An 18,805-nucleotide genomic window follows, 5' to 3' on the forward strand; every position below is an offset into this window, starting at 1 on the left:
GCGCGTGCGATGGCCAAGATTCGCGAAGACCAGCCTCTGATGCCCTCGGTGCTCGATCGTCTGATCGATCACGATCCTGGCAACCAGCGCGACGCGCCGAACTCGCGGGCGCAGGTCTTGCGCGAGTTGAAGCAATCGGTGCGACGCGATCTGGAAAGCTTGCTGAATACCCGGCGTCGCTGTCTCGAGTGGCCGCCGGTCTTCACCGAACTGGAAACGTCGTTGGTGAACTACGGCATTCCCGATTTCACCGGCACGACCCTCAGCCGCAAGCGGCAGCGCGAGGAGTTTCGCCGCACGGTCGAAAAAGTCATCCGCGTGTTCGAGCCCCGTTTCAAGGTGGTGCAGGTCGAGATGCTGGACAACTCCGAGCCGACCGATCATACGCTTCGCTTTCGCATCAATGCGCTGTTGCACGCCGAGCCGGCGCCGGAGCCAGTGGTGTTCGATTCGTCCCTCGAGCCGATCAGCGGCACCTACGAAGTGAAGGGGGGCGGCCGATGAGCGACGAACTGTTGCCGTACTATCAGAAAGAGCTGGCGTTCATCCGCCGGCTGGGGGCGGAGTTCGCCGAGGCGAATCCCAAGATCGCCGGCCGCCTGCGCATGACGGCCGAGGGGAGCGAGGATCCGCACGTCTCGCGCTTGATCGAGGCCTTCGCCTATCTCAACGCCCGCACGCGACACAAGCTCGAAGACGACTTCCCCGAGATCACCGATGCGATGCTGGGAGTGCTCTATCCGCACTACCAGGTGCCGGTGCCGTCGATGGCGATCGTGCAATGCGTGCTCGATCGCGCCCAGGGGGAACTGACGACAGGCTACCGTATTCCGCGACACACGACGGTCGAGAGCGAGGCGATCGACGGCGAGCCCTGCCGGTTTCAGACGGCGTATCCCGTCGAGCTGTGGCCCATCGAACTCGCGTCGGCCGGACTGCACGGGCGACCCTTCCAGGCGCCGGCCACGCCACTGTCGACCCGGGCGCTGGGCGTGGTGCAGTTGTCGTTGCAGTGCCTCAACAACTCGATCGGATTCCGCGATCTGGAGTTGAATCGCTTGCGGTTCTACCTGCACGGTCAATCGCAGCACGTGCTCGCCTTGTACGAGTTGTTGATGAACAACGTGCTCGAGGTGGCCGTGGCGGGTAGCGCCACCGAGCGCCGTCCCATCGTGCTCGATCGGCAGTGCCTTCAGCCCGTCGGCTTTGCCCGCGACGAAGGCATGTTGCCCTATCCCGCGCGTTCGTTCCTGGGGTATCGCCTGCTGACGGAATATTTCGCCTTTCCGGAGAAGTTTCTCTTCTTCGATCTGACCGGGCTCGATGCCCGCGTCCGCGGAGCGCTGGCCGACCGGATGGAGATCTTCGTCTATCTCAATCGCACGTCGGCCGATCTCGAGCATCATTTGTCGGAAGACACCTTCCGCCTGGGTTGCACGCCGATCGTGAACCTGTTCAAGCAGCGTGCGGAGCCGATCCAGCTCTCGCACACCGAGTTCGAGTATCACGTCGTGCCCGATGCCCGGCGGCCGCTGGCGCACGAGATCTATACGATCGATCGTGTCTCGGCCACGTCGCACGACGGCGAGCAGATTGCCTTTCAGCCCTTCTATTCGTTCAAGCACGCTAGCGCCGCGCGTGGCGAGCGTACGTTCTGGTTTGCGACGCGCCGCCCGGCGAATCGAGCGGAAGGGCAGGTCGATCCCGGCACGGAAATGTTTCTCACGCTGGTCGACCTGGGATTCGATCCCGCGGTGCCGGGGGATTGGACGCTCGACGTCGAGACCACCTGCACGAACCGCGATCTGCCGAGCCGCTTGCCCTTCGGTGGCGATCAGCCGCGGCTGTCGATCGGCGGCGGGGCGCCCCTCTCGCGAATCGCCTGCCTGACGCCTCCCACGCGGGCGCTGCGTCCGAGCCTTAAGCATGGCGCCATGTGGCGCTTGATTTCCCACTTGTCGCTCAATCACCTGTCGCTCGAAGGCGAGGGGGCGGGCGTCGACGCGCTCCGCGAGATACTGAAGCTGTACAATTTTCACGATTCGGCCGAGACGCAGGCCCGCATCGACGGCATCCTGTCGCTCAGCAGCCGTCGCGTGGTGGGGCGCGCGGGGGGCGCCGTGGCGGGTGGTTTCTGCCGTGGGGTGGAGGTGACGCTGCGCTTCGACGAGGCGGCCTATAGCGACCACGGGTTGTATCTGTTTGCCAGCGTGCTCGAGGTCTTTCTGGGGCTCTACTGCTCGATCAATTCATTCACTCGGCTGGTCGCCACGACCAAGCAACGCGAAGGGGTATTGCGACGATGGCCCGCACGAGCAGGCGAAAAGGTCCTGCTGTAGTCGATCGCCTGCAGAAGGAAGCCTATCGCTTCGACTTCTTTCAGGCTGTGCGCCTGCTCGAGCGCTGGTATCAGCGGCGCGCGCCGCAGGAGCCGGGCGCGCGGCGGCATGCCGTGGGGTACGATCGTCCGCCGCTGCGCGAGATCGTGCGCTTTCGCGCGATGGCGTCGCTCAGCTTTCCGGCCGGTTCGATCCGCGGCGTCGAGCGGACGGAAACGGGGGGGCCCCCCGACGAACAGCTCGATCCGCCGTTGTCGATGACCGTGGCCTGTTTCGGGCTTACCGGCCCCAGTGGCGTGTTGCCCACGCATTACTCGCGCCTGTTGCTGGGACGCATTCGCGAGCGCGACTACGCGCTGCGCGACTTTCTCGATCTGTTCAATCACCGCGCGATCTCGCATTTCTATCGCGCCTGGGAGAAATATCGCTTTCCGGTGGCGTACGAGCGCCACCGCCTGGCGGCGAACAGCGATCGGGAAGATCTCTTCACGCAGGCCCTCTACTCGATCCTCGGCCTGGGCACTGGTCATCTGCGCGGGCGCCTGTCGATCGACGACGAGGCCGTGTTGTATTACGGCGGTCACTTTGCGCACGACGGACGCTGCGCGCAATCGCTCGAGCGCCTGTTGTGCGATTACTTCGAGTTGCCGGTCGAGGTGCGCCAGTTCCAGGGACAGTGGCTTTACTTGGGCCCGCAAGATCGTTCGGAGCTTCCCTCGTATGAGCATCCGCGGGGGCTCAATTGCCGCCTGGGGGTCGACCTCGTCATCGGCGAGCGCGTCTGGGACGTGCAGGGCAAGTTTCGCTTGCGAATCGGCCCCCTCTCGTATAAACAGTTTCAGCGGTTTACTCCGACGGGCGACCAGTTGCGCGCGGTGACGGAGATGACGCGGTTGTATGTGGGGCCGGAGTTCGCGTTCGACGTGCAGCCGGTCTTGCAGGCGGCCGAAGTGCCGTGGTGCCAGCTCACGACCGATCCGGCGCAAGCGCCACGTCTCGGTTGGAATACCTGGATTCATTCACGCGAGTTCGATCACGACGCGGACGATGCGGTCTTCACCTTGCCCGGCGCTTGAGCCCGGCGACGACCTTTCCACATCCGGCGCAACGGCCGGCCACCTGCCCGAGGAAAACTGATGGTTGCAGTCAATCTGAAATCGCTCGTCGGCCGGCTCAACGATACCTGCCGTCGCTCGCTCGAAGCCGCGGCCGGGTTGTGCCTCTCGCGCACGAACTACAACGTCGAGATCGAGCACTGGCTGCTCAAGCTGATCGAAATGCCCGGCACGGACCTCGCCGCGCTGTTGCGTTACTTCGAGATTGACGCCTCGCGCCTGACGAGCGATCTGACGAAGGCCATCGACCGTTTGAAGACGGGCAATTCGCGCCCGCCGGCCCTTGCGCCCCACGTGGTCGATCTGGCGCGCGATGCGTGGCTCATCGCGTCGGTCGATTGCAGTGCCCCGCGCATCCGCTCGGGGCATCTCTTGTGTGCCTTGCTCAGCGACGACTCGTTGTCGCTGCTGGCGGCCGAGGCGTCGGCCGAGTTCAAGAAGATCTCGCCCGAGACGTTGCGCCGCGATCTGCGCGACGTCACCAGCTCGACCTCCGAGGCGGAGGGAGAGGCCGCCTACGAGCCGGCGGCCGCGGCGCCGGGCGAACCGGGGCGGCCGGTCGGTCCGGGAGGACCGTCGAAGACTCCCGCGCTCGATCAATTCACGATCGACCTGACGGCCCGGGCGCGGGCCGGCAAGATCGATCCCGTGCTGGGACGCGATAGCGAAGTCCGGCAACTGGTCGATATTCTCACGCGACGGCGGCAGAACAATCCGATCCTCACCGGCGAGGCGGGGGTGGGCAAGACGGCCGTCGTCGAAGGCTTTGCCCTGCGGATTGCAGCGGGCGATGTCCCGCCGCCGCTGCAGAACGTGGCGCTGCGTACGCTCGACTTGGGGCTGTTGCAGGCCGGGGCCGGCATGAAGGGGGAATTCGAGAACCGGCTCAAGTCGGTCATCGACGAGGTGAAGGCCTCGCCGCAGCCGATCATCATCTTCATCGACGAAGCTCACACGATGATCGGCGCCGGTGGTCAGGCGGGGCAGGGGGATGCCGCGAACCTGCTCAAGCCGGCGCTGGCCCGCGGCGAGCTGCGCACCATCGCGGCCACGACCTGGGCCGAATACAAGAAATATTTTGAAAAAGATGCCGCACTCGCGCGGCGCTTCCAGGTCGTGAAGGTCGAAGAACCTGCCGAGGATTCGGCCGTGCAGATGTTGCACGGCCTGACCGCCACGCTCGAGGGGCATCACAACGTCCGCATTCTCGACGAGGCGGTGCAAGACGCCGTGCGCTTGTCGCACCGCTACATCTCGGGACGCCAGCTTCCCGACAAGGCCGTGAGTCTGCTCGATACGACCTGTGCGCGAGTCGCGATCGGCCATTCGGCGATACCGCCTGCCGTCGAGGATTGCCGCCGCCGCATCGAGCAGTTGCACGTGGCGATCGAGATTCTCGAGCGCGAGCAGGTGACGGGGGGCAAGCACGACGAGCGTCTGGCGGAGTTGAAGCAGGCGCGCGAAGCAGCCGAAACGGAACTTGCGACGCTCGAGGAGCGCTGGCGCGAAGAGTCCGAGTTGGTCAAGTCGATCCGGCAGATTCGCGAGCGGCTCGAGGCGAGCGTGCCCCGCACGGTCAAGCCGAAGTCTGGTGCGCGTGCCAAGCCCGCCACAGCGTCCCCCGCTGGGGAGGCTGCTCCGGCGGCCGGCCAGACCGAACCCGCCGCCTCGACGGAGGCCGCCCCGCCGCTGACCGAAGAGGAACGCCTCGAACTGCAAGGCGAGCTGGAAACGCTCTCGACGAAGCTGCGCGAGCTGCAGGGGGAGACGCCGCTCATGCAGGTCTGCGTCGACGGACAGGCCATTGCCGAGACCGTCTCGGCCTGGACGGGCATTCCGGTCGGCCGCATGATGACCGACGAGATCAACACGGTGCTCGCGCTGCAGCAGCGGATGGAGGATCGCATCATCGGCCAGTCGCATGCCCTGGATGCGATCGCCCAGCGGATTCGCACGGCCCGGGCGAACCTGACCGATCCGCGCCGTCCGATCGGCGTCTTCATGCTGGTCGGACCCAGCGGCGTGGGCAAGACGGAAACCGCCATGACCTTGGCCGAATTGCTCTACGGTGGCGATCAGAACATGACCGTGATCAACATGTCGGAGTTTAAAGAGGAGCATAAGGTGTCGCTCCTCATGGGCTCGCCGCCGGGCTACGTCGGTTACGGCGAAGGGGGCGTGTTGACCGAGGCCGTCCGGCGTCGGCCCTACAGTGTCGTGTTGCTCGACGAGATGGAGAAGGCGCACCCCGGCGTGCAGGACATCTTCTACCAGGTGTTCGACAAAGGCATGTTGCGCGACGGTGAAGGACGCGACATCGACTTCAAGAACACGGTCATTCTAATGACCTCGAATGCCGGCACCGACACGATCATGAAGCTTTGCGCCGATCCCGAAACACGCCCCGATCCGGAAGGGCTCGCCGAGGCTTTGCGTCCCGACCTGCTCAAGTGGTTCAAGCCGGCCTTCTTGGGGCGCGTCACCGTGGTGCCCTACTTCGCCCTGACCGACGACGTGATGCGCAGCATCGTCGAGCTGCAGTTGGAGCGGATCGGGCGGCGCATTCAGGAGCACTATCGGGCGAAGTTCAGCTACGCCCCCGAGCTGGTGGCCAGCGTGGCCTCGCGGTGCCACGAGGTCGACAGCGGTGCCCGCAACGTCGACCACATTCTGACGCGCACCATGTTGCCGGAGTTGTCGGCCGAGTTTCTTTCTCGCCTGGGCGAAGGGGAGCCGATTAGCGAGGTGTTCATTGGCGTCACTGCAGACGGCGCGTTCGATTATCGCATTGCCTAAAGCCAGGGTTTTCGCTGTAAGTTGTATCTGATAAATGGCTTGTGGATCGTGTCTGCACCCCTGCTCACAAGGGGCCTGGCGGTTGGTCGGGGGGCGTCTTGGGAACCCCTCGAGGGACGAAAAAGTTTTTCGAAAAGGGACGCAACTTTTTCCAGGCCCTCACGACAACTCTTGGTGTGCGGGGCCCAGTGCGAGCGAGTGAGTCCTACGGGGGCAACGGCCCAGGCGAGCCAACGCCTCGGTCACCCCGCGGCCCAGAAAAACAACGTTCCGAATCAAGTGTGGTAAATCGACCCCAACGCAAGGAGTGACTGACATGGCGAGTGACATTTTCTTGAAGATCTCGACGATCCCCGGCGAAAGCACCGACGACAAGCACAAGGATTGGATCGAGTTGGAATCGTTCTCGGTCGGCGTGAGCCAGCCGATGACGGCGGTCTCCAGCAGCGGCGGTGCCCGCACGGCCGAACGCTGCAACCACTCGGACTTCACCTTTGTGAAGAGCGTGGACAAGGCTACCCCGAAGCTCTTCGCCGCCTGCTGCAAGGGTGAGCATATCCCCGAGGCCACGGTCTCGATCCACCGCAATACCGGCGAGAAGCAGAAGTACCTCGAGTTCAAGATGTACGACGTCGTGGTGAGCCATGTCAGCCCGGCCGCCAGCTCGAAGGGCGAATCGCTGCCGGTCGAATCGGGCGCCTTCAACTACGGCAAGATCGAATGGATCTACACGGCCACCGATCACAAGACGGGCAAGCCGCAAGGCGACGTCAAGGCCGGGTGGGACCTCGTCGGCAACAAGGCCTCGTAGGCCAATTCAGGCGGGGCAACCTGCCTGGCAGGTGTTACGGCAACCAGGGACCGGCGTGGCCAGCGCCGGTCCCTGTCGTTGTTGCCATTGTCCAGGAGCGAGCCGGTTGGATTGCAGTTTCGTTCGGTGTGCGGTTGAATCTCGGCCATGCGTGTCATCCTCGAGCTCATTACAGGGCCCTATGCGGGGCGCAAGACCTGGCTGCAAACGGGCCAGACCCTGCAAGTCGGCAATACCGAAGACGCTGATTTCGCCGTGGCCGATGATCCCGAGATGTCGGCGCTGCACTTTGCCGTACGCGTTGATCGCAACGGTTGCCAGCTTTCGGATTTGCGCAGCGAACGCGGCACGTACGTCAACGGCCAGTCGGTGCAGTCGGCTGCGCTCAGCGACGGCGACGAGATCACCGCGGGGCATTCCGTCCTCCGCGTGAGGATCGATGGCGTGCGTCCCGGTGAAGAAGTCGTCGCGTCGCAGCCGACGATCCGGCACGCGGGCGCCAAAGTCGAGGTAGCGCCGGTCCGGCCTGCCACGCCGGTGCGTGTGACGAGTCCGCCTTCCAGGCCAGCGCCGGCGGCAGCCGACCATCAACGTATCCCCTACACGGCACAGAGTTGCGGATCGGGCCTGTCGCTGTTGGCGGGAGTCGATCCGGCCGAGGATCCCGTCCGCGTGGTGCGCCGCTTGGGACGTGCCGCGGCGTTGTACGCGGTGCTCGATGTGCGCAAAGTCGATGTGACGTTGCCATCGGACGTCGCGGCGCCGCTGTACCTGCTCGAGTGGCTGCCCGAGCTGTCGCAGCCGATGATTTCGCCCGTCGTGCTGCGACCGGGCGAAACGCAGGAGCTGCCGGCCGTCGTCGCCGGCGCCTGGGGCAAGGATGGTTTGGTTTGTTTTCTGACGGGCATGGACCCCGCGGAAGCCGTGCTGCGTCTGCGACGCGCGGCGCGATTCAATCCCACGACGGGAATCGAACAGAAAGACGAAACGGCGCTCTCGTTCTGGTGGCCCGACGTGATGCGTCTGGTGCTGACGCACACGCCGGCGGCCAACGTGCAGTATTTGATCGAAGGTTTTGAAGCCGTGCTGCTGGAAGGACCCGGTGGACAGGGCTGGCAACTGTTTGCCACCCCAGATTTCGCCGGACGCGTCGACGCCCTGGGCTTCGAGCTCGTGGAACCGCCGGCGCCGCAGAATGAACCCAAGGCGGACGAATAGAGAACGTTCGAGCTATTTCGCAAGGGAACACTCGATGCCCCCTGCTTCGCGCGTTGGCGACATGCACGTCTGCCCGATGGTGACGGGCCTGGTGCCGCACATCGGTGGCCCGGTCTTGCCACCTGGCTGCCCGACGGTGCTCATTGGCGGCATGCCGGCGGCGCGCGTGACCGACATGTGCGTCTGCGTGGGGCCGCCGGACATGATCGCCAAGGGATCCCCCACGGTCTTGATCGGCGGACTCATGGCCGCCCGCATCGGGGACATGACCGTGCATGGCGGAGTGCTGGTGATGGGATTTCCCACGGTCATCATTGGCGAGGTCGGCAGCGGCATGAGCCAGGCAAAGAAGGCCGGGGTGCCATTTAAGGAGCTTTGCTAGCCGGCGGTAACCGCAGTATGACCAGCGATGGGAGTGGTGCATGCTCGTACGACGCGATATTTCGATGGACGAGCTCCGTGTGAAATGCACGCAGGCCGAGTCGGGCATGCTCGCCGTGCTCGATGCTTGTGATGAGCCACGCGTGCCCAGCATGTTGCGGCCATTGACGCCGAGCGTAAGCTGCCTCTATCAGGGCGATGCCGAGATCAATTTCGGTCACGAGGCTCCCTATTTAGCTTACGCGACTCCGGCCTTGTTTGATTGGGTATACGAGAATCTGTGGCTAGCCCCCTGGGGAATCTTACTGGCTTCGTCCTCGACATTCAGCGAAGTCCGACAGCATCTGCGACGGTATGTCTTGGTCAAGAACGCGCAAGGAAGTGAGATGTTCTTTCGGTTTTACGACCCACGTGTCCTGCCGATGTTCTTGCCTACCTGTCCGGCCAGTGAGGCAGCAAAGTTCTTCGGTCCGATCGACCAGTTCTACGTGACGCGTCGAGACGGAACGTTGGAATCGTTGGCGTGGGATTCGGCATCCAGATGAGCAGATGCTCAGAAGGCAGGGGGTGTGCCACGATGGAACTCAGCGAACAGCAATCCGCCGCGCTGAAAGTTGAAGCACAAAAAGCCTTTGAAACGCGCGCGGCGTCCGATGTGCGCCAGCATATACCGCCACGAGAGACGGCGCATCTCAGCGAGACGGAGTTGTTGGCACGCGTCAGTCGCGCGGCCCGCCGTGCCAGACAGCACGGGCTGGAAACGCAACGACAGGCCATTGGCTACATCTACACTTCGTTCCTCCTGGGAGAAAACTTCGAATCGCATCCCGACTGTGCGTGGGCAAAGGAGGTATTGGCCAGCACCAACTTGTCTCCTACCGACAAGTCGAATCTGCTCGTGGCGACTTCGTGCAGTGTCTACGCCGAGCGTCAGCCAGACCGGGATGGCTAACTATGGGAAAAATGCTGCAAGGTAGCGTATCGGTTGACGATGTTGGCAGCCTCCACGATGGTCTTGCCGACAGCATGGACGGCTATAGTGACACGGCGAAGACCGACGACTTCTGCCTGGGTTGTTTCCTCAAGGGGTTCGCCGAAGGAGCAGTTATCAGCCTGGTCGCCGTCGCGGCAATCGCGGCGGCGCCTGCCTGGCTTGCCATCACGTTGACCGTGGGACTGGCTGCCTACGGAGCGTACGGTCTCTCGCAAATCGCTGCGAACTGGGATCAATACGATGGCAATCAAAAGAGCGAAATCGCGGGCGGCATGCTGGGGGGATTGGTAGGCCGGTTTGGCCCCCGTATTCCACCCAAGCCCTTGAACATTCCTGGGATCAAGCTGCTGGCGACGCCCGATGGCCAGGTCGTGCCCGTCGTCGTCAGCACGTCTGCCACGGTGCCGTTGCAAGGAGGCGCGAGCATCGTCGGTGCCGGCGCCGGCGCGGGAACCGCCGTCATGATGACCACGGGCGGAGGTGGCAATGGCAACGATGATGATGAGAACAACAGCAATGATTCGAATGCGAACGCATCGAACAATACGGTGCAGCCGAGCGGCGCCCAGGGCGGCAAGCCGAGTGGGAGACCGACGAAAGTCGAGGGAGACGCCGCGACGCAGCGATCGCTGCAGCGCGAAAACGAGGCTGCCAACGCCTTGGCCGATGAGGGCTACAATATTGAACAGAACCCACCCGCGAAGCCCAACGGCAGTCGCCCCGACTATCGCATCGAAGGAGAGTATTTCGATGCGTATTCGCCGGGGGCCACTAAGTCTCCGCGAGGTATTTGGAGCGAAGTCGAGGGCAAAGTGGCCAAGGGCCAAGCGGACCGAATCGTCCTCAATCTCGATGACTGGGGGGGCGATATGGCGGCACTGGAGAAGCAGTTTTCCGATTGGCCGATTGCCGATCTTCAAGAGATCAAGATCGTGCGGGGTGGGAAAGTAACTCAGTTTTTTCCTTAAATGGCAGGCTGACCGATGTCGTTGGATTTCACCCTCTATCTCGCTTCGACTCGTACGCCAGAGCAGGTACTGCTGGCGATCGCCAACGAGAATGGGCTCGTAAGCGCGGCCCAAAACAAAGTCGGGCGAGGAGTTGTCGTCTCGGCCGGCCCCGTTCATCCCGTAACGCGTGCGATGGTGGAAGACTGCTACCAGTTTGCCCCCACGGTTTCCCTCCTGTTTACTGTCGATAAGTTCGAGAAGAGGGATACGGGCATGGAGTTTGTCGTCTTCGGCAGCATTCGACTGGTGGAGCAGGAACGCAGTCTGGCCTTGCTGAATTCCAGTCACGATGGCGTCCTCTTTACCTGGAAGAACGGACTGCGCGCGAATCGCAATTCGCTCTTCTGGACACCGGGTAGAATTGCAAAAATTGATGTGCCGTACGTCCTGGAGTCTCTGCCTGATTTGGAGTAAACAGCCGTCGGGCCACTCACCGCAGTCTAGTTGGCTGTCTGTTTCTAGAGCATCTCAACGAATCAGGAGTATCCATGCCCCCTGCTTCGCGCGTTGGCGACATGCACGTCTGCCCGATGGTGACGGGCCTGGTGCCGCACATCGGTGGCCCGGTCTTGCCACCTGGCTGCCCGACGGTGCTCATTGGCGGCATGCCGGCGGCGCGCGTGACCGACATGTGCGTCTGCGTGGGGCCGCCCGACATGATCGCCAAGGGATCCCCCACGGTGTTAATCGGTGGCTTGATGGCGGCGCGCATCGGGGACATGACCGTGCATGGCGGAGTGCTGGTGATGGGATTTCCCACGGTCATCATTGGCGAGGTCGGCATGGGCGGAGCTGGCTCTCCGAAGTGCGATTGCATGGCCCAAGCCAAGCAGTCTGGGGCGGGCGTGTGCGCTTGATACGCAGGAACCGAAAGTCACGGGCTAAAACACAGTTTGATTCATGAGCGCGATCCTCACCGTTCCGATGACGGTCGAACATTTGTCGCAGATGCTCGCTGCTGCGTCGGAATCGCTCTACGCGGTGATCGATGCCTGCGACGAGCCGACGGTGCCGCCACGGATGTGGTCGCTCGAAGGTCGTGCCGTGAGCCTGTACCGTGGCACGGCCGACGAAGAGCTATGGTCGATCGCCCCCTACCTGGTCCAGGTTGATGGTGAGCTGCTGGCGTGGATCCTCGAGTGTCTGGCCGAACGTCCGTGGGGATTCTTCGCCGAGGCCACCGTGGACTTGCACGAGTTGCGGCAGCATTTTCGCCGCTTTCTTACGGTCGAGGATCCGGAAGGAAAGAGGGTCTACTTCCGCTTTTACGATCCGCGCGTGCTACCACGTTTTCTCTCAGTCTGCACGGCGGAGGAAGCCGCACGGTTCTTTGGACCGATCTCGCGGCTCATCGTGAACGGTGGTGGCCAGTGGCAATCGATCCACCGCGCCGCGGCGACTGCTCGTCCCGCACAATCGCTTTCGAGATAGCAACATGTTTCGACTCCGTCCCGAGCACATGCAGGCGATGTCCCAGGTCGTGCGCGAGCTTTTCGACGAGCGCGTCATGGCCCATTTGCGCGAAGACTTGCCGGAGATCGTCGAAGGGCTCAGCGATGATGAACTACGCCCCCGCATCGAACGCGCTCGCCGGCGCGCCAAGCAACATGGCCTGGAAACGCAGCAGCAGGCGGTGAGCTATATCGATACTTGTTTCTTGCTCGGGGACGATTTCGAGCAGGATCGCCGCCATCTGTGGGCAGCGAGATTGCTGCGCGATGATTCTCGCTCCCCGGCGGAAAAGGCAGACGAATTGCTCCTGCGCGCTGAAAGCTACTACCAGCAGCACGGCGCTACGAAAGGGGGTGCGCCATGAGCGACGGTCAGGGAGGAACCAAGCTTCTCAAGGGCAACCTGCAGAAGAACGTCAAAGAGAAGTTCTCGAACAAGAACAAGCCGGACGACGCCAAGCAGAAGTGCTTCGTATCGTCGGACGAGTTCTTCAAAGACTATCAAGAGGTTCCCAAGAAGAAACCGAACACGTTCAAGGAATTGGCACGCCCCGATTCGATGAAGGGGAGCGTGTGGACTTTATCGCCCGGACGCGCATGCTTCGACTGGCCGGGGCTGCGCACCGGCACGCTGGAGCGGGCTCAAATACCGCTCAATTCGTCCCTTCAGCCCGGCGATGTCGCTTCCTGGGGATTTCCGAACGTGCATTTCGCCGTCTATGAAGGCAAGGGCCTGTTTTCACAGTTGGATGGCACGGATTCGAACGTCGAATTCATCAAGAAGGATGATCTCTACAAGCAGCGTGGCAACCCCCTCAGCATCTTGCGCTGAGGCCAGGCCGAGTTCGAGAAACAACTGGCGGCGATCATCCCTTACCCTAGTCGCAGGTGACGCATGAGCACGGCGTCTCGCCCCCGAATCGATTGCACGCTGGAAACGCCCGCCTCGCCGAGGCGATCTGCCGCGCGATCGCTCAGCAACGCTTCCGCGCACGGATAAACCACCGTCTCGCCATCCTCTTTGTACGTGTAGAGCGGCAGGTCGCCGATTTCTCTTCCCTGCTCCGGCCGCATATTCCAGCCGTCGCGGGCGAAGGCTTCGCCTAGCGCCAACGCGCACAGGAAAGCCGAGTTTGCCCAGAGCAGGTCTTCGTGTGCCGGGCGGCCTGCGATTTCTTCGAACGCGAACGGCTGGATCGGACTGGTGCGCGGGCCGTAGGGCACTCGTACTAAAAAACGCGGCATGGCGAGCGAGACTCGTTTCGCTGCCGGCATGGCACGCAAGGCCTGCCAGGCCTCGGCGGCTTCGCCGGTGGTCTTTTTCCAATCGGCGGGGTCGGGCGTGTCGGCGAATGATTCGCAGCCGACGAGGCGCGAGTGTCCAGCGGCGAGAAACGGCGCGCCGGCTGCTGCGGCGATCTGTGCGAGGCGGCCGAGCAGTTCCGCGTCTTCGACCGTGTGGTCGAACGTGAAATTGCCGACGAGTGCTGCCCAGGGTTGCACGCCCGGCGTGTTGATCGTTTGTTCGACGAGCAGGCGATACAAGCCCGAGTGGCTGAGGTCGTCCTGTGCGGCCAGATCAGCGGCGATCTCGGCGCGCGACAGGTCGAGTACGTAAAGCTGCAACTGCGCGTCGGTATCGAGCCGTCGTACCAGCAGGAACAAGGCTCGCCAGGCCGCTTCGAGTGCTTGAAACGTCGGTGCATGGAGCAATCTCCGCAGCGTTTCGCTCGTCGCGGCATCGACGATGCCGAGGAGTTCTTTCAACTCGGGGTCGGGCTTGGCCAGTGCATAGGGGGCCGCGATACTACGAATCAGCGCGTCCCAAGGGCCCGACGCCTTGGGTGCCGCAGCGCTAGGAGTATTGGCAGCCTGCTCGGTGGCCTCGAGTAGCGAGCCGAGCAGATTGTCTCCCAAGCTCGACGAAGTCGTCCTCTTGTCCGGGGCCGGAGCGGGGGAGTCTGCCGGCCGCGCGGTCGACGGAGAGGCAGCTTTGGCAGGACGCAGTTCGCCTGCGGCTTCAGCGAACGTCTTCGGATCCTGCAGCCGCCGGCGTAGCTGGCGCAACCTCGCGAAGATCTCTGCCTTCGGCACCAGGCGATCGGGATGAAAATCGTCGAGATCGGCGAACTCAAGATGGACACTCGCCGCGCCTTCGTCGGAGACGAGCTCCAGATCGAGTTGCGGCGCCAGCCGGGCCAGCACCTCATCAAAATTGTCGCGATCGATGGCGATCGGCTTGCGCTTGGCAATCTCCGTGCCGCTTTCCTTGACGCCGCGATTCGCTCGACCACTGAAATCGCCGATCACGAGCATGCGAAACGGACGCGAGCTTTGCGGTCGCGGTGCGGGGGCGGGCTCGGCGCCTTCCTCGAACGACGCCGCCAGATCGACACCGATCTTGCCAAACGAAAACTTGGCACTCATGAGTCACCGCGATAAGAACTATGAATTGGTTCACCGCCAAAATACGACCGGATCGTATCGCTCCAGGGTTGTGGCAGCAAGCAACAGGCCGTCAAACATGACTTCACCGCACTTTCCCTTCGCGCTCTTTGCGCCTTTGCGGTAATCTTTTTTTCCCGCGAAGGCGCGAAGAGCGCGAAGGGGAGAGTCGACGAACTATTGACTGGATGTCTGCAAGTTTCGATTTGTGTCGACATATTCTAATAGTGGTGGCAGGGACCACGTCTTGCGGTCATCATCATTTGTCCAAAAATAACGGATTCAGTGAGGACTTGCCGTGAATGAACAGTTGCCGAATCGACCGTTGCGAATCGACTTGCCCGATCAGGTGCGTCGCGTGCGCGAGGCGTTCCGCGAGGCGGACTTTCGGGGCGAGACGGTGCTCGAACGGCTGGGTAAGCGGGCAATGACTGCCTTCACGCCCCTCGAAGCGGCCGTGGTGCTGCATCGCACGGCGGAAGGCTCGGCTCTCGATCTGCTGGTACGGCTTTTCGTCGTGGGCGTGCCGGTCGCAGTCGATCGGCTGGAGAAGACGATTCCCACCGTCTCGCTTGAATCGTGGCAACAGCTTGGTTTGCTTGCGCGGCAAGAGAAAACCGTGTCTGCGGCCGTGCGGATCATGCCCTATCACGAGCTGTTGCTCGTCTGCGACGCAGCGCGCCCGAGTGGCTCGCCCGTCGATCCCGAGTATGTCATGGGGGCGGGCACGAGCACGAACACCCTGGCCCAATTGATGCCGCGCCGCGACTGGCGACAGTCACTCGACCTCGGCACGGGCTGCGGCGTGTTGGCCCTCGTCGCGGCCGGCCACAGCGAACGAACCTGGGCCACCGATCTCAACACCCGAGCGGTGAACTACGCCGCGTTCAACGCCCTGTTCAACGGCTACGAGCACGTGATCGCGCGAGTGGGCAGCCTCTTCGAGCCGGTCGGAGACGAGCGGTTCGACTTGATCGTTTCGAATCCTCCCTTCGTGATCTCGCCCGAGAACCGATTCATCTTTCGCGACGGGGGCGAGGTGGGAGACGAGTTGTGTCACCGCATCGTCGGAGAAGTACCGCGTCATCTGAACGAGGGTGGCTACTGCCTGCTGCTCTGCAATTGGGTACACCCGCGGGGCGAAGATTGGCGGCAACGACTGACCGGTTGGTTTCGTGGCTCGGAGTGCGACGCGTGGGTCCTGCGTTCCGAGACTTCGGACACGGCCAAGTATGCGGCGCTGTGGCTCTCGCACACCGAGGGGGATGCCGCGGAAGATGCCGGCTCGCGGTTTCAAAGTTGGCTCGACTATTACGATCGCGCCGGCGTCGAGGCCATCAGCTACGGCATCATGATCGTGCGGCGTCGCAGCGGCGGCGGAAACTGGATCCGTTTCGACGATGCGCCGGCGCAGTTCGTCGGGCCGTGCGGCGAGGATGTCGAAGCCAGGTTTCGACGCCAGGACTTCCTGCAGCGTTTTGCCAATCCGGGCGAGCTGCTGCGCGAGCCGCTGCATTTATCTCCTCGCGTGCGTCTCGACCAGGAGTGTCAGCCGGGACAGCAACAACCGTGGGACGTGTTGCGCGCCCGGCTCCGCATCGATGGGGGAATCGCCTACGCGGGCGAGGTAGACGCCTTCGTGCTGGGCGTGCTGAGCGCCTGTCGTGGAAATCGCCCCGTGGGCGAGATCGTGACCGAAGGGGCCCGGGCGATGTCCCTTGCGCCTGCCGAATCGTTGCAGCGTGCGGCGCCGGTCCTCTGGGCCCTGGTCGAACGGGGGTTTCTGCTTCCCGGCAGCGAAGTCTCGGCCGGGTGACGCGGCACGAGCGCGTCGACAGCTCTTGGCTCGAGTGACGTTAGCTGCCGCTGCGCCACATCGAGAAGAGCAGGCCTCCCAGGGCGACGACCATGGCGATATCGAGCGCGACGATAACGTTCGCGATTTGCGAGAAACGCTGCTCCTCGACGATCGCCGCCTGGGTCCACTCCAGGTCTTCTTGCTGCTCGGTGAGCTTCTCGAAGACGCTGCGAATGAACGCCTGGCGAGCTTCGGTCTCGCCCAGGGCGCCGAAGTAACAGCCCCCGAACAACAGCGGTTCGACCTGCTGGTCCTCCTGCGCTTCGGGAGCGTAACCCCCTTTGAGGATGCCGGCGATGCGCCCGGCGGCGTCGCGCCGAATCTTGCACAACAGGGCGTAGAGCTTTGTATTGCCGGGCTTTGTCAGCGAGCCACGCTCGCGAAACAGGTTGTAGACCCAATCCTCGAAGGAACCGCAGGCGTGGATGGCCACCGCCTCCATCTGCGTTGCGGTGACCGGGTTCCACAGACCATGTCCCTTGCCGAAACGTTGCGCCCGCGAGCGATCGCGGCCGATGCGCCGGAGCAACTCGCGGAAGCCACTCTCCTGTTCCATGCCACAGACCAGCGCCGTCGTCGGGCAGCGCAGCTTGAGATCGCGGCGGATGATCCAGGTGTCACTCTTCACGGCGCGCTGCAATTGAATCGCTTCGCGCGGGCCCCGTTCGATCAAGTCGTAGGGAAGGAGCGTCAGGATGCCATTCAAGGGGCAGAGTGGCTGGCGCGCACGGCGCAGCAAGCGGCAGACGTATTCCAGCCGCCGACCTTGCAGCACGGCCTCTTCGGGCGAGAGCACGACCGCCTTCTTCTCGACCGAGGAACCGAGGACCAGTTCGTCTCCCTCGGGCATGGCGGTGCCGCCGCCAATCACCATCGTGCCCCGAATGTTGCCACCGCCACCTCCCCCGCCGCCACGATTGCCGTCGGGGATCACGGTGCTGCGGATATCCTCGGACTCGGGAATCACGGTCTGTCGCAGCGACGATTCCTCGAGTTGTCGGGCCACCCGACGCGCGGCGCTGTCGGCTTCGTCGAGCGAGGCCTGGCGTCCCAGGGCGGCCAGCTTGCTCAGCGAGCCCGCCTCGGAGCAGAAGATATAGATCGCATCCGGGTTCGCATAGAAGTGCAGCGCCGCGGGGCCTTGTGGGATATCGCGTACGCGCAAGCTCAACTGCGCCGCCTCGACGAGCAGCTTTTCTTGCAGGTCGTGGGAGGTGCCCAGCACCAAAAAGACGGGAATCTGCGTGATGTCGAGCCCGTTCTTCTTCAGTTCGCCCAGACCGGCTTTCCAGGCATAGTCGATGTCCGGAAAGGGAGAAACTTCTCCCTCGAGCCAGAACCGCAAGGCGTAGTAGAGGACGACCGGAATCAGCAGCACCAGGAACAGAATCACCAGCCAGCGCGGCAGGCTGAACAAGGTGGGACTGTCCCAGAAGCTCGAGGCGCGCAGGGCCTCGGGCGTGTAGACGTAGTTCACGTACGACGTGATGACCGCCACGAGCAGGAAGATCGCCACCAGAATCGCCACCCGCATCGGCAGCGAGACCGATAGCAACTTGCGCGGCAATGTGAAGATCTTGTCGGGCGAATAAAACATCGCCCGAATGGGCCACGTCAACCACGAGAAGAAGTAGCGGAGATAATAGAACATGGCGTTTCGTCGTCGAGATCAAGAAGGAAGGGGACTGCCCGGGGTAACTCACGCAACGCCGAGCCCCTTAAAAGAATTCGAACATTCGAGCGCACAACATGACCAGGATCGCGGCCAGGATCACCCCGGCCAACGACGACCAGATCAGACGCGATTGGCCTTCGAGCGGCGGGGCGCCGAGTCCCGCCTCTTCGGTCTCGACGATCTTGGGACGCCCCTGCTGCAAGCGGATCGCCAGGGCCGTCTGCCGAGCCCAGGATTCCAGATCGGCGGGCAGACCGAGCGACTCCGACAAGTTCGAGGCGATTTCGGGATCGCGATACAGGCCGCGGAAACCGAGTACGACGCACACGTAGTAGACCTCGAGCGCGTCGCGGTTCGACAGGCCGCTCGCCTCGCGCGCCTTGAGATAAAACTCCTCGTGCGCCAGACGCGTGTTGAACAGCTCGACCTCGAGCACGTTCTCGTTCCACCACTCGTGGCCATCCCAGGGCGCTTCGAGCATCACCTCGTCGATCCAGGAAATGAGAGCGTACTTGGCAAGCTGCCAGTCGGGGCGGCCTCCCAGATGCCCTTCGGCCGTGTCGATCCAGCCCCGGATCTTGAGCCGTTCGTTCTGTACCGAGGGATTTTCTCCCTTGCCGATCCGGTCGAGCAGACCGAGCACGTGCAGGAAGATCGGGTCGACCGCTTTGGCAAATTCCGGCGTCATTCGTGGGGCGAGCCGTGCAGGCGC

19 protein-coding genes are annotated in these 18,805 nt (G+C 63.1%); 16 read left to right on the plus strand and 3 right to left on the minus strand.

What is annotated here, in order from left to right:
- The first annotated feature begins 9 nt into the window (after positions 1-9).
- The 15 genes from tssE to KF708_00810 all read left to right on the plus strand — a co-directional run bounded on the left by tssE (position 10) and on the right by KF708_00810 (position 12,947).
- Positions 10-504 carry a type VI secretion system baseplate subunit TssE gene (gene tssE, locus KF708_00740; GenBank protein ID MBX3411212.1) on the plus strand — a complete coding sequence of 165 codons (495 nt, stop codon included), beginning with the start codon at positions 10-12 and terminating at the stop codon, positions 502-504.
- Positions 501-2,339 (plus strand): type VI secretion system baseplate subunit TssF, encoded by a 1,839-nt coding sequence (gene tssF / locus KF708_00745; GenBank protein ID MBX3411213.1) that lies wholly within the window; start codon positions 501-503, stop codon positions 2,337-2,339. The genes tssE and tssF overlap by 4 nt, the downstream gene beginning before the upstream one ends.
- Complete coding sequence (gene tssG, locus KF708_00750) at positions 2,303-3,415, plus strand: type VI secretion system baseplate subunit TssG (protein MBX3411214.1); 1,113 nt, start codon at positions 2,303-2,305, stop codon at positions 3,413-3,415. The genes tssF and tssG overlap by 37 nt, the downstream gene beginning before the upstream one ends.
- Before the next feature lie 60 nt (positions 3,416-3,475).
- Entirely contained in the window at positions 3,476-6,250 is a 2,775-nt protein-coding gene (gene tssH, locus KF708_00755) for a type VI secretion system ATPase TssH (GenBank protein ID MBX3411215.1), read from the plus strand.
- A 316-nt stretch (positions 6,251-6,566) separates the two neighbouring features.
- Positions 6,567-7,061 carry a type VI secretion system tube protein Hcp gene (locus tag KF708_00760; GenBank protein MBX3411216.1) on the plus strand — a complete coding sequence of 165 codons (495 nt, stop codon included), beginning with the start codon at positions 6,567-6,569 and terminating at the stop codon, positions 7,059-7,061.
- Between the two features lie 147 nt (positions 7,062-7,208).
- Positions 7,209-8,279 carry an FHA domain-containing protein gene (locus KF708_00765; GenBank protein ID MBX3411217.1) on the plus strand — a complete coding sequence of 357 codons (1,071 nt, stop codon included), beginning with the start codon at positions 7,209-7,211 and terminating at the stop codon, positions 8,277-8,279.
- A 34-nt stretch (positions 8,280-8,313) separates the two neighbouring features.
- Complete coding sequence (locus KF708_00770; protein MBX3411218.1) at positions 8,314-8,661, plus strand: PAAR domain-containing protein; 348 nt, start codon at positions 8,314-8,316, stop codon at positions 8,659-8,661.
- A gap of 40 nt (positions 8,662-8,701) precedes the next feature.
- Complete coding sequence (locus KF708_00775) at positions 8,702-9,205, plus strand: DUF4123 domain-containing protein (GenBank protein ID MBX3411219.1); 504 nt, start codon at positions 8,702-8,704, stop codon at positions 9,203-9,205.
- 32 nt (positions 9,206-9,237) lie between these two features.
- Positions 9,238-9,612, plus strand: a complete 375-nt coding sequence (locus KF708_00780) for a hypothetical protein (protein ID MBX3411220.1) — start codon at positions 9,238-9,240, stop codon at positions 9,610-9,612.
- A gap of 2 nt (positions 9,613-9,614) precedes the next feature.
- Positions 9,615-10,622 carry a hypothetical protein gene (locus KF708_00785; GenBank protein MBX3411221.1) on the plus strand — a complete coding sequence of 336 codons (1,008 nt, stop codon included), beginning with the start codon at positions 9,615-9,617 and terminating at the stop codon, positions 10,620-10,622.
- Between the two features lie 15 nt (positions 10,623-10,637).
- Positions 10,638-11,078, plus strand: a complete 441-nt coding sequence (locus KF708_00790; GenBank protein MBX3411222.1) for a hypothetical protein — start codon at positions 10,638-10,640, stop codon at positions 11,076-11,078.
- A 74-nt stretch (positions 11,079-11,152) separates the two neighbouring features.
- Positions 11,153-11,521, plus strand: a complete 369-nt coding sequence (locus KF708_00795; protein ID MBX3411223.1) for a PAAR domain-containing protein — start codon at positions 11,153-11,155, stop codon at positions 11,519-11,521.
- 43 nt (positions 11,522-11,564) lie between these two features.
- Complete coding sequence (locus tag KF708_00800; GenBank protein ID MBX3411224.1) at positions 11,565-12,095, plus strand: DUF4123 domain-containing protein; 531 nt, start codon at positions 11,565-11,567, stop codon at positions 12,093-12,095.
- A 4-nt stretch (positions 12,096-12,099) separates the two neighbouring features.
- Positions 12,100-12,480 carry a hypothetical protein gene (locus tag KF708_00805; protein MBX3411225.1) on the plus strand — a complete coding sequence of 127 codons (381 nt, stop codon included), beginning with the start codon at positions 12,100-12,102 and terminating at the stop codon, positions 12,478-12,480.
- On the plus strand, positions 12,477-12,947 hold the full coding sequence (locus tag KF708_00810; protein ID MBX3411226.1) for a hypothetical protein: 471 nt from the start codon (positions 12,477-12,479) through the stop codon (positions 12,945-12,947). The genes KF708_00805 and KF708_00810 overlap by 4 nt, the downstream gene beginning before the upstream one ends.
- A gap of 41 nt (positions 12,948-12,988) precedes the next feature.
- Here the strand turns inward: KF708_00810 and KF708_00815 are convergent, their stop codons facing one another.
- Positions 12,989-14,542 carry a type VI secretion system contractile sheath large subunit gene (locus KF708_00815; protein MBX3411227.1) on the minus strand — a complete coding sequence of 518 codons (1,554 nt, stop codon included), beginning with the start codon at positions 14,540-14,542 and terminating at the stop codon, positions 12,989-12,991.
- A gap of 316 nt (positions 14,543-14,858) precedes the next feature.
- Here KF708_00815 and KF708_00820 point away from each other — a divergent pair, with 316 nt between their 5' ends.
- A complete protein-coding gene (locus KF708_00820; protein MBX3411228.1) occupies positions 14,859-16,376 on the plus strand; it encodes a class I SAM-dependent methyltransferase in 1,518 nt (505 codons plus the stop codon).
- Between the two features lie 40 nt (positions 16,377-16,416).
- Here KF708_00820 and KF708_00825 read toward each other — a convergent pair whose 3' ends face one another.
- A complete protein-coding gene (locus tag KF708_00825) occupies positions 16,417-18,069 on the minus strand; it encodes a hypothetical protein (GenBank protein ID MBX3411229.1) in 1,653 nt (550 codons plus the stop codon).
- A 67-nt stretch (positions 18,070-18,136) separates the two neighbouring features.
- The gene (locus KF708_00830) at positions 18,137-18,781 is read right to left on the minus strand and encodes a DotU family type IV/VI secretion system protein (protein ID MBX3411230.1); all 645 of its coding nucleotides are present in this window, start codon (positions 18,779-18,781) and stop codon (positions 18,137-18,139) included.
- Positions 18,782-18,805: the final 24 nt, after the last annotated feature.

The organism is Pirellulales bacterium (assembly GCA_019636335.1).
Classification (GTDB): domain Bacteria; phylum Planctomycetota; class Planctomycetia; order Pirellulales; family JAEUIK01; genus JAHBXR01.

Excerpts from the sequence above, each read along its gene's own strand:
- KF708_00815 (MBX3411227.1), bottom strand. The coding sequence starts at position 14,542 with ATGAGTGCCAAGTTTTCGTTTGGCAAGATCGGTGTCGATCTGGCGGCG.
- KF708_00780 (MBX3411220.1), top strand. The coding sequence starts at position 9,238 with ATGGAACTCAGCGAACAGCAATCCGCCGCGCTGAAAGTTGAAGCACAA.
- KF708_00825 (MBX3411229.1), bottom strand. The coding sequence starts at position 18,069 with ATGTTCTATTATCTCCGCTACTTCTTCTCGTGGTTGACGTGGCCCATT.
- KF708_00785 (MBX3411221.1), top strand. The coding sequence starts at position 9,615 with ATGGGAAAAATGCTGCAAGGTAGCGTATCGGTTGACGATGTTGGCAGC.
- KF708_00805 (MBX3411225.1), top strand. The coding sequence starts at position 12,100 with ATGTTTCGACTCCGTCCCGAGCACATGCAGGCGATGTCCCAGGTCGTG.
- KF708_00830 (MBX3411230.1), bottom strand. The coding sequence starts at position 18,781 with ATGACGCCGGAATTTGCCAAAGCGGTCGACCCGATCTTCCTGCACGTG.
- KF708_00765 (MBX3411217.1), top strand. The coding sequence starts at position 7,209 with ATGCGTGTCATCCTCGAGCTCATTACAGGGCCCTATGCGGGGCGCAAG.
- KF708_00810 (MBX3411226.1), top strand. The coding sequence starts at position 12,477 with ATGAGCGACGGTCAGGGAGGAACCAAGCTTCTCAAGGGCAACCTGCAG.
- KF708_00775 (MBX3411219.1), top strand. The coding sequence starts at position 8,702 with ATGCTCGTACGACGCGATATTTCGATGGACGAGCTCCGTGTGAAATGC.
- tssE (MBX3411212.1), top strand. The coding sequence starts at position 10 with ATGGCCAAGATTCGCGAAGACCAGCCTCTGATGCCCTCGGTGCTCGAT.
- KF708_00795 (MBX3411223.1), top strand. The coding sequence starts at position 11,153 with ATGCCCCCTGCTTCGCGCGTTGGCGACATGCACGTCTGCCCGATGGTG.
- tssF (MBX3411213.1), top strand. The coding sequence starts at position 501 with ATGAGCGACGAACTGTTGCCGTACTATCAGAAAGAGCTGGCGTTCATC.
- KF708_00800 (MBX3411224.1), top strand. The coding sequence starts at position 11,565 with ATGAGCGCGATCCTCACCGTTCCGATGACGGTCGAACATTTGTCGCAG.
- KF708_00770 (MBX3411218.1), top strand. The coding sequence starts at position 8,314 with ATGCCCCCTGCTTCGCGCGTTGGCGACATGCACGTCTGCCCGATGGTG.
- tssH (MBX3411215.1), top strand. The coding sequence starts at position 3,476 with ATGGTTGCAGTCAATCTGAAATCGCTCGTCGGCCGGCTCAACGATACC.
- tssG (MBX3411214.1), top strand. The coding sequence starts at position 2,303 with ATGGCCCGCACGAGCAGGCGAAAAGGTCCTGCTGTAGTCGATCGCCTG.
- KF708_00790 (MBX3411222.1), top strand. The coding sequence starts at position 10,638 with ATGTCGTTGGATTTCACCCTCTATCTCGCTTCGACTCGTACGCCAGAG.
- KF708_00760 (MBX3411216.1), top strand. The coding sequence starts at position 6,567 with ATGGCGAGTGACATTTTCTTGAAGATCTCGACGATCCCCGGCGAAAGC.